The organism is Flavobacterium sp. AJR (genome assembly GCF_002156885.1).
In the GTDB taxonomy this organism is placed as follows: domain Bacteria; phylum Bacteroidota; class Bacteroidia; order Flavobacteriales; family Flavobacteriaceae; genus Flavobacterium.
Map to the genome: position 1 here is coordinate 1 of NZ_NCWQ01000082.1, position 16,598 is coordinate 16,598.

Annotated in this window: 17 protein-coding genes; 10 read left to right on the forward strand and 7 right to left on the reverse strand. The window is 32.0% G+C overall.

Annotated elements, in window-relative coordinates:
- Positions 1-145: 145 nt before the first annotated feature.
- The 3 genes from B8T70_RS19140 to B8T70_RS19150 all read right to left on the reverse strand — a co-directional run bounded on the left by B8T70_RS19140 (position 146) and on the right by B8T70_RS19150 (position 3,551).
- Positions 146-832 carry a zinc metallopeptidase gene (locus B8T70_RS19140; protein WP_086895871.1) on the reverse strand — a complete coding sequence of 229 codons (687 nt, stop codon included), beginning with the start codon at positions 830-832 and terminating at the stop codon, positions 146-148.
- A 96-nt stretch (positions 833-928) separates the two neighbouring features.
- Positions 929-1,561, reverse strand: coding sequence for a response regulator transcription factor (locus tag B8T70_RS19145; protein WP_086895872.1), 633 nt, complete (start codon positions 1,559-1,561; stop codon positions 929-931).
- Entirely contained in the window at positions 1,548-3,551 is a 2,004-nt protein-coding gene (locus B8T70_RS19150; protein ID WP_086895873.1) for an ATP-binding protein, read from the reverse strand. Before B8T70_RS19150 ends, B8T70_RS19145 begins: the two co-directional genes overlap by 14 nt.
- A 174-nt stretch (positions 3,552-3,725) precedes the next feature.
- Here B8T70_RS19150 and B8T70_RS19155 point away from each other — a divergent pair, with 174 nt between their 5' ends.
- Positions 3,726-4,133: an MmpS family transport accessory protein gene (locus B8T70_RS19155; protein WP_086895874.1), complete on the forward strand. Its 408-nt coding sequence runs from the start codon at positions 3,726-3,728 to the stop codon at positions 4,131-4,133.
- Positions 4,134-4,188: 55 nt separating this feature from the next.
- Here the strand turns inward: B8T70_RS19155 and B8T70_RS19160 are convergent, their stop codons facing one another.
- From B8T70_RS19160 to leuS, 4 genes are all read right to left on the reverse strand, one after another.
- Positions 4,189-4,779, reverse strand: a complete 591-nt coding sequence (locus tag B8T70_RS19160; protein WP_086895875.1) for a hypothetical protein — start codon at positions 4,777-4,779, stop codon at positions 4,189-4,191.
- Positions 4,769-5,239 carry an RNA polymerase sigma factor gene (locus B8T70_RS19165; RefSeq protein ID WP_086895876.1) on the reverse strand — a complete coding sequence of 157 codons (471 nt, stop codon included), beginning with the start codon at positions 5,237-5,239 and terminating at the stop codon, positions 4,769-4,771. The genes B8T70_RS19160 and B8T70_RS19165 overlap by 11 nt, the downstream gene beginning before the upstream one ends.
- Entirely contained in the window at positions 5,239-6,090 is an 852-nt protein-coding gene (locus B8T70_RS19170; protein ID WP_086895877.1) for an alpha/beta fold hydrolase, read from the reverse strand. The genes B8T70_RS19165 and B8T70_RS19170 overlap by 1 nt, the downstream gene beginning before the upstream one ends.
- A 231-nt stretch (positions 6,091-6,321) precedes the next feature.
- Positions 6,322-9,237 carry a leucine--tRNA ligase gene (gene leuS, locus B8T70_RS19175; protein ID WP_086895878.1) on the reverse strand — a complete coding sequence of 972 codons (2,916 nt, stop codon included), beginning with the start codon at positions 9,235-9,237 and terminating at the stop codon, positions 6,322-6,324.
- 270 nt (positions 9,238-9,507) lie between these two features.
- Between leuS and B8T70_RS19180 the strand changes: the two genes are divergently transcribed.
- From B8T70_RS19180 to B8T70_RS19215, 9 genes are all read left to right on the forward strand, one after another.
- A complete protein-coding gene (locus B8T70_RS19180; protein ID WP_086895879.1) occupies positions 9,508-9,855 on the forward strand; it encodes a winged helix-turn-helix domain-containing protein in 348 nt (115 codons plus the stop codon).
- 286 nt (positions 9,856-10,141) lie between these two features.
- A complete protein-coding gene (locus B8T70_RS19185) occupies positions 10,142-12,142 on the forward strand; it encodes a TonB-dependent siderophore receptor (protein WP_086895880.1) in 2,001 nt (666 codons plus the stop codon).
- Positions 12,143-12,159: 17 nt separating this feature from the next.
- Positions 12,160-12,756, forward strand: coding sequence for a molybdopterin-dependent oxidoreductase (locus B8T70_RS19190; protein ID WP_165763233.1), 597 nt, complete (start codon positions 12,160-12,162; stop codon positions 12,754-12,756).
- A 429-nt stretch (positions 12,757-13,185) separates the two neighbouring features.
- Entirely contained in the window at positions 13,186-14,061 is an 876-nt protein-coding gene (locus B8T70_RS19195; protein ID WP_086895882.1) for an ABC transporter permease, read from the forward strand.
- 54 nt (positions 14,062-14,115) lie between these two features.
- Positions 14,116-14,364 carry a DUF3098 domain-containing protein gene (locus B8T70_RS19200; RefSeq protein ID WP_035617389.1) on the forward strand — a complete coding sequence of 83 codons (249 nt, stop codon included), beginning with the start codon at positions 14,116-14,118 and terminating at the stop codon, positions 14,362-14,364.
- Between the two features lie 100 nt (positions 14,365-14,464).
- Positions 14,465-15,262 (forward strand): undecaprenyl-diphosphate phosphatase, encoded by a 798-nt coding sequence (locus B8T70_RS19205; RefSeq protein ID WP_086895883.1) that lies wholly within the window; start codon positions 14,465-14,467, stop codon positions 15,260-15,262.
- A complete protein-coding gene (truB, locus tag B8T70_RS19210; protein WP_086895884.1) occupies positions 15,262-15,966 on the forward strand; it encodes a tRNA pseudouridine(55) synthase TruB in 705 nt (234 codons plus the stop codon). Before B8T70_RS19205 ends, truB begins: the two co-directional genes overlap by 1 nt.
- Positions 15,967-16,016: 50 nt before the next feature.
- Entirely contained in the window at positions 16,017-16,181 is a 165-nt protein-coding gene (locus B8T70_RS23960) for a hypothetical protein (protein WP_165763234.1), read from the forward strand.
- Positions 16,157-16,495 (forward strand): type II toxin-antitoxin system RelE/ParE family toxin, encoded by a 339-nt coding sequence (locus B8T70_RS19215; RefSeq protein WP_086895885.1) that lies wholly within the window; start codon positions 16,157-16,159, stop codon positions 16,493-16,495. The genes B8T70_RS23960 and B8T70_RS19215 overlap by 25 nt, the downstream gene beginning before the upstream one ends.
- Positions 16,496-16,598: the final 103 nt, after the last annotated feature.

The window sequence follows — 16,598 nt, forward strand, 5'->3', positions numbered from 1 at the left end:
TAGAACCTTAGAACCTTAGAACCTTAGAACCTTAGAACCTTAGAACCTTAGAACCTTAGAACCTTAGAACCTTAGAACCTTAGAACCTTAGAACCTTAGAACCTTAGAACCTTAGAACCTTAGAACCTTAGAACCTTAGAACTAATTAATTTCTTCTTCCTCCTAAATAAATAGAGACATAATATAATAAAGTAGCAATCGAACCAATAGCAGCTACTACATATGTTCTTGCAGCCCATTTTAAAGCATCTTTTGCACCAGCTTGTTCTTGTTGTGTAAGCATTCGTTTGCTTTCTAACCAAGCAAGAGCACGATTACTAGCATCATATTCTACAGGCAAAGTCACAATCGAAAAGATTGTAGTTGCTGCAAAAATGATAATACCAATTAGTAATAATTGCGGAAAGCTACGAAGCATCAGGATACCTGCAAGCAAGATCCATTGCATATAAGTCGAAGCTACACTTACGATTGGTACTAATTTAGAACGCATCGTTAACCATTGGTAACCTACGGCATGTTGTACAGCGTGTCCACATTCGTGTGCGGCAACAGCAGCTGCAGCGGCATTACGTTGGTTGTAAACGGCCTCACTTAAATTTACTGTTTTATCTACTGGATTATAGTGGTCTGTTAACTGACCTGGAGTCGAAATTACTCTAACATCACGGATACCATTATCGGCAAGCATTTTTTCGGCAATTTCTGCACCGGTCATTCCGTTTTGTAATTGCAATTTCGAATATTGTTCGAATTTACTCTTTAGTCTTGAACTAACTAACCAGCTAAATAACATAATCGCTCCAGCAAGAATTAAATAACTCATTCCCATATCTTTTGTTTTTTAGTTTATTGTTTAAAGTTATGAGATAAATAGCAATTTCTGAACCAAATTAAAAAAATGTCATTTTGTCATTTTAAACCATATTTAGTTTAAAAGGTTGTTTTTAAGAAGATGCGTCATTAATTCGGCAACATTTTTCATCTTATATTTCTGCAGAATATTTCGTCTATGCGTTTGCACAGTCAAGAAACTTAAAAATAATTCATCGGCAATTTCCTGAGTCGATTTTCCTTTGGAGAGTAATACAACAATATCTTTTTCTCTGCGACTAAGACTCGGAACAGATTCTAAATCTTCGGATAATGGCTGACTAATAATTGTTTTTACTTCATCACTAAATACGATCTCGCCATCGATAGCTTTATATATGCAACGTTTAAACTCTTCGAAAGAGGCATTTTTAAGAATATAGCCATTTCCTCCGCTCTGGATAAATTGCATAACTAAGCTTCTTTCAGACTGGCTGCTCATCCCAATTATTATTACTTTTGGATGTTTTTGCTTAATTGTTTTACATAAATCGACACCATTTATTAGAGGTAAAAAAATGTCCATTAAAATTAAATCGACCTTGTTGGCTCCAATATAATCAAGAAGTGTGACTCCAGATTCTAATGTCTGAACAAGTTCTATCTTATCTAAATCGGAGAGTAATCCCGAAACTCCTGAGATTACAATCGGATGATCATCTACAATAATAGTTTTATAAGTCTTCATGTTTCACTTTTAATTCGATGTAGGTAGAAGTTCCTTTGTTTTCCTTACTATCAATTTCTAATTTTCCGTTTAAGAATTCTACGCGGTTTTTAATATTTCTTAAACCCATTCCTATATTGTCTTTTATTTCAGATACATTAAAACCAATTCCGTTGTCTTCGACTGTAATGAAAAAAACATCTTGGTTTTGAGAACAAGAAACTAGAATTTGTGTTGCATTGGCATACTTTAAAGTATTGTTTAGTAACTCCTGAATAATCCTATAAATCATGATTTCATAATTCTTAGATAAATTCTGGTTTTGTACTAAATACTGAAATTCAATTCTGGTTTTTGAATTAGAGTTGGCTATGCATAAATCTCTTAAAGCATTTTCTAAATTTAATTTTAATAAACTTTCGGGCATTAAATTTTGAGAAATATTTCTTAGCTCTTTAATTGAGTTGTCTAATAAAGTTCCTATTTCTATTTTATTGGTAGCATTATCTTTCTCTGCCAGATTCAGATGCATTTTTAGTCCCGAAAGCATACTGCCAAGACCATCATGTAAATCTCTTGCGATTCTTTTTCTCTCCACCTCTTCACCTTCTATCAAGGCATTTGAAACGGATAGTTTTTTCTGGTTCTCGAGGGCAGCTAATTCTTGTTCGTGATTAACTTCTTTCTGGAAACTTAATTTTTTTTGATTTTTGTTTAATATCCATAAAAATAAAACCGTAATAAATAAAACGAATGATAGCACACCAAAAAGTATAGAGTTTAAACGATTGTTATTTGCTAATAAAGCTGCTTTATCGTTTTGCGCTTGTAATAGTGTTATTTTCTTCTCGCTTTCGGCTTTTTTATATTTAGCTTCAAGTTCTACGATTTCGTTCTGAAACTTAGATTTGTTTAGGCTGTCATTTACAGTATTGTATTTATTGGAATAGAAATAAGCTTTCTCATGATTTTTGGTTGCATTGTAAACTTTTGCCAATTCATTGTAGTAGTTTTTTTTATCTACAATAAACGGAGTATTTTCTAAAAGATATTCTAGATTTTTTTTGGCTTTTTCGTAATCTTTTAATTTAAAAAGAATCTCGTATTCTGCAAATTTTAATCGGTTTAAAGCAATGAGATTTTGATGTTTTTGGGCTGATTTAATTCCTTTTTCATAACTTTCTAAAGCTTTAGAATGTTGGTTTTGTTTTGCATAATATATTCCTTCTGCATAAAAGTAAGAGTCATTAAGATTAGATTCCGGGTATTTTGATAATTTAGAATATGCTTTGTCTAATGTTTTTTTTGCATCATAAAAACGCTTCAATTCTACTAGATTTTCAGCATTGATAATATATGTCTCCATTTTAGACTCTGCTAGTGTAGGAGATTTTTTGGTCGCTTTTTCGATGTAATTTTGAGCTTCACTTAAATATTCACTTGCTTTTTCGCGTTCATTTGTATTCATGAAGATAATAGCAATGGCTTTGTATAAATTACTTATTAATTCGTAATCGCCACTTTTCTTTGCAAGAGGAATGGCTTCATAAACCAATATTTTCATATAGCCTTTTTCGTTGTTTTTTCGTTGCTGCATGAGACCATAATTTTGGAGTATTATGGCACGCAATTTATAGGCTTCGGGATTGTTGTATTTTTTTAATTTGTTGTTGGCTTCAACTAATGTTTTTTCAAAACCATCAGCATCTCCTTTTTCTAGAAAACTAAAGGCATTATAATATATAGAAGCGTCATTTAAGAAAGGGAATTTAGTTTTTAGTTTATTAGCTTCTTGCAAATATTCTTTAGATTTTTTTATATCCTGAACCATCAGGTACAATTTAGATAATCTAAAGCTGTAAAGACTTTTTAGACTATCAGACTGAGCATTTTTAGTAACTCGGGCAATACTATCTATATAAACTGTATCATCATCTAAAGAAAGTATAACCTGTGAGTAAGTGGTAGTTGAGAAGAATATAAGGAATAAATAAAAGCCTATTTTGGTCATAAATTGTGTTTTATCAAAAATATTAAAATTAAATTTTCTTCAAAATTTTTTTCTGTTTTTTACCTGATATCAGGTAGAATAAATTACACTTTATCAGGTATTGTCATCTTTTTTCTTCAGGTTTATATTTGTTAAAATGATTATTAAATATAAATAAACCCAAAGAATTCAATCATGAAAACGACTTTAAAAAAAATTATGTTCTTGCTAACCTTGGTTTTTGTAGCTGCATCTTGTAGTAGTAGCGATGACGATAATGAGCCAGGACAAGTAACCAAATCAAGAGATGTAAAATATGAAATAACAGGAAATTTTACTGGAGAACTTAGCGCAATTTATTTTGATAAAGGCGGAAGTCCACTAAATGAAGATGTTACCAGTTTTCCTTGGACTAAACAAATTACTGCGGATGCAGGTGTACCAGGAATAACATTCAGCGCAAGCGGTCATGGTGGCGTTAAGGACCAAACATTAACTGCTAAAATCTATGTTGGCGGAGAAGTAGTAAAAGAATCTACTGCAAAAGCAAATAATGACGGAATCATTGTTGTAACTCTTGCACCTTTTCTTTTTCCACAATAATTTATATAAAACATTAAGGTTAAAAAAAAGCTTTGTAATGATACAAAGCTTTTTTTTATGATTCTAATTGATTATTCACTTCTTCAAATTTTGCAATTAGATCATTCAACTTTGATTGTTGTTTTTTAATTTGTTTTGGACGAATATAAAACCAATTAAAGCCCATCCAAAGCAAAGTTACTCCATAAGTAAAAAAGCCCCATAAAGTCGCCATTCTCGATGTATATTCATAGAGATAAAAACAAATTCCAACTCCAAGTAAAAGAAAATACAAACTCAACATTGTAGATTGCATAAATTGTTGCTTCTTTTTAATTAAAATCAGTTTCTGTAAATATTCCTGATTGGTTTGAGCGGTAACAATATTTTTATACGTTGATACTAATCGATTATAAAAAAACAAATAAATAACCATTGCTAAAATCGTTAAAACGATTCCAATTTTTGTCGAAATAAATTTCGGTTGATAAGTGTACCAAACAAAAATAATGAAGGCACAAGTTGTAAAAAGCAAAATATTGGTGATCCATAAAGTACGTACTCCAGCTTTTTTAAATTGCTTTAATCTTGCTAGTAAATCTTCTATATTGGGCTGACTTACGGTTTGTTTTTTCCATAAATCTTTAAAGTCTATATTATTGTCCATTTTCTTTAAATTTTTGAGTTAACTTTTCTTTTATTCTATGAATTTTCACTCTTATATTCGCTTCCGAGAGACCTACGATTTTTGCTATTTCGGCTTGTTTTACATCTTCTAGTTCGAGCGAGATAATAATACGGTCGGTTTCTGGTAATTCGGCGATGCATTTGTACAAAAACTGAATTTGTGGTTCTAGCGAATATTCTTTTTCCTCGGTAATATGTGCCGGAAGTTCTGATTTTGGAAAACGTTTTCCTTTTTCTATTTGTTTAAGGCAATTATTAGATGCAATCCTAAAAATCCAGCTTCCGATATTGGCTTCGTTTCTAAAAGTGTGGAGTTTTTCCCAAATAATAATAAATGTTTCCTGAGCAATATCCTGAGCAATGTTGTAATCATTTACGTAACCCATGCACAACCTAAAGACCTTTTCCCAATAGGATTTATATAGCTGTTCAAACTCCATTATTTCGATTTTATAAAGTTGGTTAGTTGGGCTAAATACCAATCTTTATCATCATACATGATAAAATGTAATCCTTTGTTAGCGTATTGAAGATTAGCATTCTTTAAGTTTTTATATTGAGCTTCGATAGCAGGTTTCATGTTTACAAAATAAGCTTCAAGTAATATGAGTGAAGGACATTTTATGGTTGCGATTTTATCTCTCAAATCAGTGTTAGAAAAATCACAAAACATTTCGGCAAATGTTTTTCTGTCGGATTTAACACTCCAGCTAAGTAATAAATCTTGCTTAGAGGTATCTTCTAAAAGTCTTGGAAGGTATTTTTTTTGATTTTCAGAAAATTGCTCATCGGACATTGCTGTCATTTTATTGATTATTGGCGTACAATCATTATTTTCTTTTGCTTTAAAGGAAGGATCCATTAAAGCCGACAAACAAGGAAGTGCATCAACTATTACAATTTTACCTATCAATTCCGGATAATCAGCGGCTAGAGCCAGAGCCAGTCCGCCACCCATACTATGACCGACTATAATTGGTTTTTCTATTTGGTTAGCTTTTATGTAATTAGCGATTTCTGTTTCCCAATTTATAAAAGAAGCATTTGGTTGCGGTTTTACTCCTGCAAAACCCGCCATTGTAAAAACATAACAGGTAAAATCTTTTTCGAAGTTAGGTTTTGTTTCGTTCCACACATCTCCAGAACTGGCAAATCCAGGTAAGAAGATTATAGATTGTTTTCCTTTTCCAGTTTTGGCAATTTCAAACGGATACGATTTTGTTTGTCCGAATACATTTAAACATAATGCTGAAAATAAAAGGGCGATAACTAAGAAGATATACTTTTTCATTTTAATAGTTTTTAGTTGTTAAATGATAGAATTTGCTTTTTAGATACAGGAGTTGTTAAAATGTTACAACAAAAATAAAAAATTCAATAAAAAAATTTCAAATTCCAATGTTGGTGGGGGTTTTTAAGAATGGGAATTTTAATTTAATAAAAAAACTTTGCACAAAAAAAAAATCCAAACCCCAACAAAAGTTGGAATTTGGAATTTATAAAATATTGTAAATTGAATTTATTATCCAACCAAATTAATGATTTTTCCAGGAACAATAATTACTTTGTTTGGTGTTTTACCATCCAATTGTTTTAATGTTCTTTCGTCTTTCATAATGATTTCTTCGATTTGTTCCTTGGTTAAATCCAAAGGCAATTCGATAGTGAAACGCATTTTTCCGTTAAACGAAACTGGGTATTCTTTACTGCTTTCTACTAAATACTTAGGTTCAAAAGTAGGGAAAGCAACAGCTGCAATAGATGTTGTATGACCTAATAATGACCATAATTCCTCAGCGATATGTGGTGCATAAGGCGAAATTACAATTGCCAAAGGCTCAAGTATAGCACGAGAATGACAGTTTTGTGTAGACAATTCGTTTACACAAATCATAAACTGAGAAACAGAAGTGTTGAAAGAGAAACTCTCCACATCTTCTACCACTTTTTTAATGGTTTTATGTAATGATTTTAAGTTGTCTTTTGTTGGCTCGTCATTGGTAATAATTAAACCATTATCATCAAAATACAAACGACATAGTTTTTTCAAGAAACCAAATACTCCCGAAATTCCAGCAGTATTCCAAGGTTTAGCTTGCTCTAATGGTCCTAAGAACATTTCGTATAAACGTAACGTATCAGCACCATATTCATTACAAATATCATCTGGTGTAACTACATTATAATATGATTTCGACATTTTTTCGACCTCGCGACCTACAATGTATTTACCGTTTTCATCAAAAATAAATTCGGCACTATTAAAATCTTCTCTCCAAGCTTTGAATTTTTCAATATCCAACTCATCCGAAGAGTTTACGAAATGAACATCAACACGAATTGGCTGTACATTTTGATCTCCAATCTTATTTTTAGAAATAAATGTATTTGTACCTTCAAGTCTATAAACAAAAGCGCTTGTTCCTAAAATCATTCCCTGATTAATCAGTTTTTTGAATGGTTCTTCAGTTGGAGCAAAACCTTTGTCTTTTAAGAATTTATTCCAGAAACGAGAATATAATAAATGTCCGGTTGCGTGTTCGCTACCTCCAATATATAAGTCAACACTTTCCCAATAAGCTAAAGCTTCTTTGCTTGCAAATTCATTTTCGTTATGCGCATCCATATAACGCATCCAGTACCATGAACTTCCAGCCCAACCTGGCATGGTGTTTAATTCTAATGGGAATATAGTAATGTTATCAACCAAATTAGTATTTACAACAGTATTGGTTTTAGTATCCCAAGCCCAAACGTTTGCATTTCCTAATGGAGGCAATCCGTCTTCGGTTGGTAAATATTTTTCTACTTCAGGTAAAATAATTGGTAAATGTTGCGCCTCAATTATTTGTGGTAATCCATTTACATAATATACTGGGAAAGGCTCTCCCCAATAACGCTGACGTGAAAATACGGCATCACGCAAACGGTAATTGGTTTTTCCTGTTCCTTGATTTAGTTTTTCTAATTCGGCTATCACTTTTTGAGTAGCTTCTTTATAATTTAATCCGTTTAAGAAATCAGAATTTGCAATTTCGACATTGTCTTTTGAACCGTAAGCCGCTTCAGAAATATCAACATTAGCAAAAATATTTTTTATAGAAGGCATTCCTTGCTCTCCTTTAAAGAAATTTGCAAAAGCATAATCTCTTTCGTCTCCACAAGGAACCGCCATTACTGCACCTGTTCCGTATCCTGCTAATACATAATCACCAATCCAAACCGGAATTGGTTCTTTGGTAAAAGGATGTTCAGCATAAGCACCTGTAAATACTCCCGAAATAGTTTTTACATCGGCCATACGCTCACGCTCAGAACGTTTTGCAGTTTTTTCGATATAGGCTTCAATCGCTGCTTTTTGTTCTGGAGTTGTAATCTCGGCAACCAAAGGATGCTCAGGAGCCAATGTCATAAATGTTACTCCAAAAATGGTGTCAGGACGAGTTGTAAAGACTTCAATATTATTAGTTTCAGGTTTAATGTTTAAAGTTGCTTCACTTTGCGACTCTGCCTGAGAACTGTAACTTAAAACTGGGAACTTTACTAACGCTCCAACCGATTTCCCAATCCAGTTTCTTTGTGATTCTTTTATAGATTCACTCCAGTCGATATCGTTAAGACCTTGCAACAAACGCTCTGCATAAGCAGAAATACGCATGCTCCATTGTGTCATTTTTTTACGGATTACAGGATAACCACCACGCTCAGAAACACCATTTACGATTTCGTCATTTGCCAAAACAGTTCCTAAACCAGGACACCAGTTTACTTCGGTTTCTGCCAAATAAGTTAATCTGTATTGTAATAGTATTTTTTGTTGTTCATCTGATGAAAATGATGTCCATTCGCTTGACGAAAAACCTACTATATTATCATCGCAAACTGCATTTACAGTTGCATTTCCTTCTTTTTCGAAAATAGAAACCAAAGTCGAAATATCTTCGGCTTTATCGGAATCTTTATTGTACCAAGAATTAAACAATTGGATAAAAATCCATTGTGTATGCTTGTAATAATCAGGATTTGAAGTACGAACTTCTCTGTCCCAATCAAATGAGAATCCTATTTTATCTAATTGCTTTCTGTATCCGGCAATTTGTTTTCCTTCTTTATCTACACCACCATCAATATTTACGCGAGTAGTATCTTCTGGGCGTTGACCTGTTTGTATAGCATATTGCTCAGCAGGTAATCCGAAACTATCGTAACCCATCGGGTGTAAAACATTAAAACCTTGGTGTCTTTTAAAACGAGAATACACATCAGAAGCAATATAACCTAGCGGGTGCCCAACGTGTAATCCCGCTCCAGATGGATAAGGAAACATATCGAGTACGTAATGTTTCGGCTTTTCGGAATTATTTTCGGCTGCAAAAGTTTTATTGTCTGCCCAATATTTTTGCCATTTGGCGTCTATTTCAATCGGATTGTACTTCATTATAAAAGATTCAAAGGTTCAGAGTGACAAAGATTCTAAGGTTTTATCACTGAATTATAAGTTGGCAAATTTACGTTTATTGTGCATTGTACCAAAGTTATTTTTTAAGATATAGGATTAATGATAAAAATCAGTATTTAAAAAAACGGGAATACATAAATTTGTGGTTTGCAGGTAGGAATGATTTTTTTGTTTTTTAAAATATTTAAGCAATTGAGAGAATAATTTTACTTAAAATTTGAGTATTTTAGATGCGTTTTTAAAAGATAAATGGGAGATAAGAAAAAATATTCTATTGAAGTTCGACTTTGGATTGAAGAAGCCGAAGGTCCTTTTTTGGGTATTGGCAAGATTTGGTTATTGGAGAATATTAAAAAAACGGGTTCTATTACCAATGCTGCCAAAGAAATGAAAATGGCGTACAGACAAGCGTGGCAATTGGTTGAGGAGATGAATCAGCGTGCCGAATCGCCTTTGGTAGAGAAACTTCTGGGAGGAAAAGGTGGTGGAGGTGCACGATTGACTGAAGCTGGAGAAACTGCAATTACGGTATTTTATGAAATCGAAAAAAGAATTAAAGATTTTGCTCAGAAAGAAGTTCAAAATTTAAAGTTCTAAAATTTTTTAATAATCAGTATTCATTTTAAAACATACTGAAAAGTGTTAACTAATTATAGTCGATTAAGCATAATGGTTTTTAACACATAGAAATATATTTCTTTCACATAGAATGGCTATGTATATTTTAAATAAGTGAAACGCCTTCTTTTGAGTTTACAAAATCTATGTTTCTATGTGTTAAATGTTTTTTGGAGTTATGCTTAACGGACTAATTGTAATCAAAAATAAAAAATGCTAATAATCAGTATTCTTTTAAAAACATACTGAAAAAACTATTGAATTTATGAAGCTAAAAATTATAATATTTTTATTATTTCCGCTCATTGGATTATGCCAACAAAACAATCAAGTTGTTGTCGATTCGGTAAAACCTACTAATATGTTTATACTTGGAGAAGTTATTATAAAAAATAATAAAACCAAGGATACGCTAAATAGGGTAACGACAAAAAAGATGGAATCGCAAAATAAAATGGATGTTTCGCAGGCATTAAATATGCTTCCGGGTGTGAGTTTAACTGCTTCGGGACCAAGAAATGAATCTATGGTTTCTATTCGTGGGTTTGATTTAAGGCAAGTTCCTGTTTATATGGACGGAATTCCTGTTTATGTTCCTTATGATGGTTATGTAGATTTGGCTCGATTTACGACTTTTGATCTTGCTGCAATTGATGTTTCTAAAGGATTTTCATCGGTGCTTTATGGTCCGAATTCATTAGGAGGAGCAATTAATCTTATCTCAAGAAAACCTTCACAAGTATTAGAATATGATGGTTCGTTAGGAATGATTAATTCAAACGGATATAAAGGCAATATTAATATAGGTTCTAATCTGGGGAAATTTTATGTTCAGGGAGGCTATTCGTACTTGCATCGCGATTCGTTTAGAATGTCGTCTAATTATGTTCCTTCTAAAAATGAAGATGGTGGACAAAGAGATAATTCCTATAGTACTGACCAGAAAATTAGTTTTAAAGTAGGATGGACTCCAACTAAAAAGAGCGAATATGCAATAGGGTACATTAATCAGCAAGGAGAGAAGGGGAATCCTGTTTATGCGGGAGACGATGTACTTAATTCGCTTCTAGCAAAACCGCGTTATTGGCAATGGCCAAATTGGGATAAAGAAAGTTATTATTTTATCTCTAATTCTAGTTTTGACGATAAGAACAGTTTTAAAGCCAGAATATACTACGATAAATTTAAAAATAAGTTGGATAGTTATGATGATAATACATATTCAACCCAAACGAAACCCTATGCTTTTCAGAGTAATTATAACGATTATACGTATGGAGGAAATCTGGAATATGACACACAAATAATTCCGAAAAATAACCTTAAGATTGCGTTTCATTTTAAAGAAGATGTGCATCGGGAAAATAACCTTGGCGAACCTGTGCGTAATTTTATAGACAATACAGTTTTGATTGGTATTGAAGATGTTTATAAAATCTCGAACAAATTTACTTTGGTTCCCGGAGTGAGTTATAATATCAGGAAAAACAAAGAAGCAGAAGATTATAATAGTACTACAAAAGTAATTTCTGATTATCCAACGGCAGGTGCGAGCGATGCTTTTAATGCGCAAATAGGATTTTTTTATCAGCTAAATGAGAATCAGAAATTAGGAGCAACCGTTTCTCAGAAAACACGATTTGCAACTATTAAAGATCGATATTCATACCGAATGGGAACTGCAATTCCTAATCCTGATTTAAAACCTGAGAAAGCAGTAAACTATGAAATAAATTATAATGCTAATCTTTTTAGCAAAATAACATTTCAAACGGCTGTATTTTATAGTTCGCTAACTGATGCGATTTTAAATGTAAGTAATGTTATGCCGGGGAAATCGCAAATGCAAAACTTCGGAAAAGCCGAATATATTGGAGTTGAAGCGCAATTGAATTATTCGCTATTGCAGAATTTATCTTTTAATGTTAATTATACTTATATCGAAAGAAATAACTTAACAGATCCTACCATTCATTTTACCGATGTGTCTAATACTAAAGTTATGGGAACGGTAGAATATCAGCCAATAAAATTACTGAGATTAATAGCTAACTCTGAGTTTAATTCGTCTAGAATTAGTACTAGTTACGGAACGAGAGTTCCAGATTACACCCTTTTAAATCTTTATGGCTCGGGTAAAATTGCTAAAAACTTTAGTATCGATGCTGGAGTAAATAACATATTTGATAAGAACTACAGTCTTGTAGAAGGATATCCTGAGGAAGGGCGCAACTTTTTTGTGACGCTTCGTTTTTTTAATAACTAAATCAAAAATAATTTTATATGAAAACTCAAAATTACATTCTTATCCTATTAATAGCATTTTCATGCACGATGTGTAATTCTTCTAAAAAGGAAAAAGAAGATGCTGTTGCAACTGAAAAGGTTTCAAAAGTGGATAACGATAAACATCCTGTTCTTACGCCAGAAGATAGTTTAAAACTGGTAAATCATCAAATTGAAGTAAAAGGCGAAGTTGAGTTTCCGTTGCAATTAACTGTAGATTCATTACGTAAAATGAAAGTGGTAACTATAAATGATTTTAAAGTAGTTTGCCAGAGCGGAGAAGTTAAAAAAGATGATAAAACTTGCAAAGGAGTTTTACTAAAAGACATTTTAGAGAAAGCTAAAATTAAACAAAGCGGACATAAAGACCGTAATTTTTATATCGTAGCAAGAGCTTCAGATGGGTATATGGCAACATTTTCGTGGGCAGAGATTTTTAATAATCCAACAGGAGAAAATGCGTATGTTCTTTTTGAAGAAAATGGTAAACCGGTAAAAAATGGAGAAATGATTACGATTTGTAAAAATGACATAAAAACAGGTCCACGCCATGTTTCCTGGCTTAAAAGTATAGAAGTTTATAAAGTGAAATAGGTTAAAAAAAGGTTCAAAGGGACAAAGGTTCAAAGTAGTAAAGGTTCAAAGTTACAGAGGTTCAAAGTTACAGAGGTTCAAAGTTTGCAAAGTTTTGTGATGATTCAGCTTTGCGAACTTTGCGTTTATACAAAACCATGCATTTAAAACCTTTGCGCGCTTTGCGGTTAAATCAGCTTTTAAGGTTCTGAGGTGCTAAGATTTTTAATAAGTAAGCGTGTGAAAGACAAAGTTCGCAAAGCTCTGTGTTGATTCAGCTTTGCGCACTTTGCGTTTTTATAAAGTCGCGCATTAAAAAAACTTGGCGTACTTTGCGGTTAAATAAACTTTTTATTCAATGTCTAAATGTATAATTATAGTATAAAAGTTCGTTATTAGCTGTAAATAATGAAATTCTTTATTATTTTTACCACATAATTTAAGCAAACTATGAGTTCTAACTTTGATAAATTTCAAAAACGCAGGTTAATTTCCTCTTATTTTTCGGTTGTATTAAGTGTATTTCTGGTTTTATTCCTTTTGGGAGTACTAGGATTGTTCATTATTAATTCTAAAAAATTAGCTGATGATTTTAAAGAAAAAATCGCAATGACGGTTTTCTTTAAAAACGAAGCTAATGATAGTATAATAAAGACATTTAATACCGAATTGAAAAGAGCTCCTTTTGCAAGATCGTTTGTTTATGTTACTAAAGAAGCTGCTGCTAAGCAACATACCGATATTATTGGTGAAGATTTCCTAACGTTTTTAGGAGAGAATCCATTATTGAATTCTTATGATATTCACTTAAAAGCCGATTATGTTGTTAGAGATAGTATTACTAAAATAGAAACTAACTTACGTAAAAACACTATGGTTTCGGATATTGTTTATGACAAACAATTGGTAAATCTGGTTAATGATAATATCAAAAAAGTAAGTATGTGGATTTTAATTATAAGCGGATTTTTAACTGTAATCGCAGTATTGCTTATTAATAGTTCATTACGTTTATCTATACATTCTAATCGATTTATTATTAAAACAATGCAAATGGTTGGTGCTACAAAATCGTTTATTCGTAAACCATTTGTAATGCGAAGCATTAAATTAGGATTAATTGGTGCTGGTTTAGCAATTGTTGCTTTAATCGGACTTTTGATATATGTAGATACAAACTATCCAGGACTAGGAATATTAGATGATAAAGCTCTTATTGGGTTAGTATTATTGGCTGTTTTAGGAATCGGAGTTTTAATTACTTGGTTAAGTACACACTTTGCTACACAACGTTTCTTGAATTTAAGAACCGACGATCTTTATTAAAAAGTGTATAGTCGCAGTATTCAGTAAACATTATAACAGAATTTAATTTTAGAAATGAAAAATAAAGAAGAACAAAAAAAACAGGAATTCCTTTTTGATAAAGTAAATTATAAAATTTTATTGGTTGGGATTGGTGTAATTGCATTAGGATTTATCTTAATGGCAGGTGGAGGAAGTGATGATCCAAATGTTTTTAATGAAGCTATTTTTAATTTCAGACGTATTCGTTTGGCTCCAACTACAGTTTTGATAGGCTTTGGAATCACAATTTATGCTATTCTTAAAAACCCTAAAACAGACTAATTTAGACTTCTTAGACATTTTAGATCTTTAGATTATTAGATTAATCTTTTCTGAAAAATCTAAACAGTCTAATATTCTAAACAATCTAACAATCTAATAAATGAATACTTTACAAGCTGTTGTTTTAGCCATTATTGAAGGAATTACAGAATTTTTACCTGTTTCTTCAACTGGCCACATGATTATTGCCTCATCATTTTTTGGGATTGCCCATGATGATTTTACCAAACTTTTTACGATTGTAATTCAACTAGGAGCGATTCTTTCGGTTGTAGTTTTGTATTTCAAACGTTTCTTTCAAACGCTAGATTTTTACTTTAAATTATTAGTTGCTTTTATACCAGCAGTTGTTTTAGGATTACTATTAAGTGATTTTATAGATGGGCTATTAGAAAATCCAGTTACAGTTGCAATTTCACTTTTACTAGGAGGAATTATTTTATTAAAAGTAGATGAGTGGTTTAGTACACCAAAAGGTGCTGAAACATCACAAGAAATAACATATTTGCAAGCTTTTAAAATAGGGATGTTCCAGTGTTTGGCAATGATTCCCGGAGTTTCTAGAAGTGGAGCAAGTATAGTAGGAGGAATGTCGCAAAAATTGACAAGAACTACAGCCGCAGAGTTTTCATTCTTTTTGGCAGTTCCTACCATGTTGGGAGCAACGGTTAAAAAGTGTTATGATTATTATAAAGCAGGATTCGAATTATCGCATGATCAGGTTAATTTATTGATTATTGGTAATATTGTAGCCTTTATAGTAGCACTTTTGGCTATTAAAACCTTCATAGGATTTTTGACTAAAAACGGATTCAAAGTATTTGGATATTACCGAATTATTGCAGGAATTGTATTGTTGCTAATTCATTTCTTTATTCATCCGCTTACAATTATATAATGAATACTCCCGAAGATTTTTTAAACGGACAAATTTTACTAATAAATAAACCTTTACATTGGAGTTCTTTTCAGGCAGTGAATAAGTTAAAATATGCACTGATAAATAAAGTTGGACTTCCTAAGAAATTTAAAATTGGTCATGCAGGTACATTAGATCCTTTGGCAACAGGGCTATTACTTATTTGTACAGGCAAGTTTACCAAAAGAATTACCGAGTTGCAAGGTCAAGCCAAAGAATATACAGGTACTTTTTTTATTGGAGCTACCACGCCTTCGTATGATTTAGAAACCGAAATCGACCAAACTTTCCCAACGGAACATATCGATGAGGTCTTGATTCATGAAACGGTAAAACAGTTTTTGGGCGAAATAGATCAAAAACCACCTATTTATTCGGCTATAAAAAAAGATGGAGTTCGTTTGTATGAGCATGCTCGTGCAGGAGAAACTATCGAAATTGCAAGTCGAAAAACTACAATTCACGAATTTGAAATTACTAGAATCGCGCTTCCGGAAATCGATTTTAGAGTAGTTTGCAGCAAAGGAACTTATATTCGTTCATTAGCCTTTGATTTTGGAAAAGCAATGAATTCTGGGTCTCATTTAACTGCTTTGCGAAGAACCAAAATTGGTGACTACGATGTGAAAAATGCTATCGATGTTACTTTATTTGAAGCTTCTTTAGGATCGAATAAAGAGTAAATTATTTCGAAAGAAATTCGTTTTCAATTTTTTTTGCTAACTTTACTATTATGAAGACAAAAAATAATAATTCCGATAACCTTGCGATACCTGGTAAATCTATGTCTCAAAAAAAATTCGCTTCGATGATTAAAGAAGCTGAAGGAGGAACTTTTTTTACATTAGAAGAATCTAAAAAACATTTTCAAGAATGGAAATCCCAAAGAAAGAAGTAGTTACTTCTGCTCTTTTTGATTTTGTTGATCTTCCTTCAATTCATGAATACGGGACCGAAACTTTTGGTTTAAGACTTGCAGATTATTTTATTGAAGAAATATATTCTTATTTAGATAATTTATCTAAAGATTACTTACTTCATCCAGAATGTCATCACCTTAAAACTAAAACTAAGAAATACCGAAACATTATTTTGGGTTCTTATTTAATTATATACCGGATAAAATCTACTAGAATTGAAGTTTTAAGAGCTTTTCATGGAAGTCGCTCTCCTAAAACTATTGGTAAAATTAAAAAAATCAATATTAAATAATCGGTTAAATTTAGTTAAAGGATATAGTAGATAAAGTGTAAAAAAAAAAATTACTCAAAATAAACTATAGAGGTAACTTTGTTTAAAGAAAGTTTACCGACTC

What these genes read in the sequence shown, in the direction of transcription:
- B8T70_RS19140 (WP_086895871.1), bottom strand. Translation starts at nt 832, where the DNA reads ATGGGAATGAGTTATTTAATTCTTGCTGGAGCGATTATGTTATTTAGC.
- B8T70_RS19145 (WP_086895872.1), bottom strand. Translation starts at nt 1,561, where the DNA reads ATGAAGACTTATAAAACTATTATTGTAGATGATCATCCGATTGTAATC.
- B8T70_RS19150 (WP_086895873.1), bottom strand. Translation starts at nt 3,551, where the DNA reads ATGACCAAAATAGGCTTTTATTTATTCCTTATATTCTTCTCAACTACC.
- B8T70_RS19155 (WP_086895874.1), top strand. Translation starts at nt 3,726, where the DNA reads ATGAAAACGACTTTAAAAAAAATTATGTTCTTGCTAACCTTGGTTTTT.
- B8T70_RS19160 (WP_086895875.1), bottom strand. Translation starts at nt 4,779, where the DNA reads ATGGACAATAATATAGACTTTAAAGATTTATGGAAAAAACAAACCGTA.
- B8T70_RS19165 (WP_086895876.1), bottom strand. Translation starts at nt 5,239, where the DNA reads ATGGAGTTTGAACAGCTATATAAATCCTATTGGGAAAAGGTCTTTAGG.
- B8T70_RS19170 (WP_086895877.1), bottom strand. Translation starts at nt 6,090, where the DNA reads ATGAAAAAGTATATCTTCTTAGTTATCGCCCTTTTATTTTCAGCATTA.
- leuS (WP_086895878.1), bottom strand. Translation starts at nt 9,237, where the DNA reads ATGAAGTACAATCCGATTGAAATAGACGCCAAATGGCAAAAATATTGG.
- B8T70_RS19180 (WP_086895879.1), top strand. Translation starts at nt 9,508, where the DNA reads ATGGGAGATAAGAAAAAATATTCTATTGAAGTTCGACTTTGGATTGAA.
- B8T70_RS19185 (WP_086895880.1), top strand. Translation starts at nt 10,142, where the DNA reads ATGAAGCTAAAAATTATAATATTTTTATTATTTCCGCTCATTGGATTA.
- B8T70_RS19190 (WP_165763233.1), top strand. Translation starts at nt 12,160, where the DNA reads ATGAAAACTCAAAATTACATTCTTATCCTATTAATAGCATTTTCATGC.
- B8T70_RS19195 (WP_086895882.1), top strand. Translation starts at nt 13,186, where the DNA reads ATGAGTTCTAACTTTGATAAATTTCAAAAACGCAGGTTAATTTCCTCT.
- B8T70_RS19200 (WP_035617389.1), top strand. Translation starts at nt 14,116, where the DNA reads ATGAAAAATAAAGAAGAACAAAAAAAACAGGAATTCCTTTTTGATAAA.
- B8T70_RS19205 (WP_086895883.1), top strand. Translation starts at nt 14,465, where the DNA reads ATGAATACTTTACAAGCTGTTGTTTTAGCCATTATTGAAGGAATTACA.
- truB (WP_086895884.1), top strand. Translation starts at nt 15,262, where the DNA reads ATGAATACTCCCGAAGATTTTTTAAACGGACAAATTTTACTAATAAAT.
- B8T70_RS23960 (WP_165763234.1), top strand. Translation starts at nt 16,017, where the DNA reads ATGAAGACAAAAAATAATAATTCCGATAACCTTGCGATACCTGGTAAA.
- B8T70_RS19215 (WP_086895885.1), top strand. Translation starts at nt 16,157, where the DNA reads ATGGAAATCCCAAAGAAAGAAGTAGTTACTTCTGCTCTTTTTGATTTT.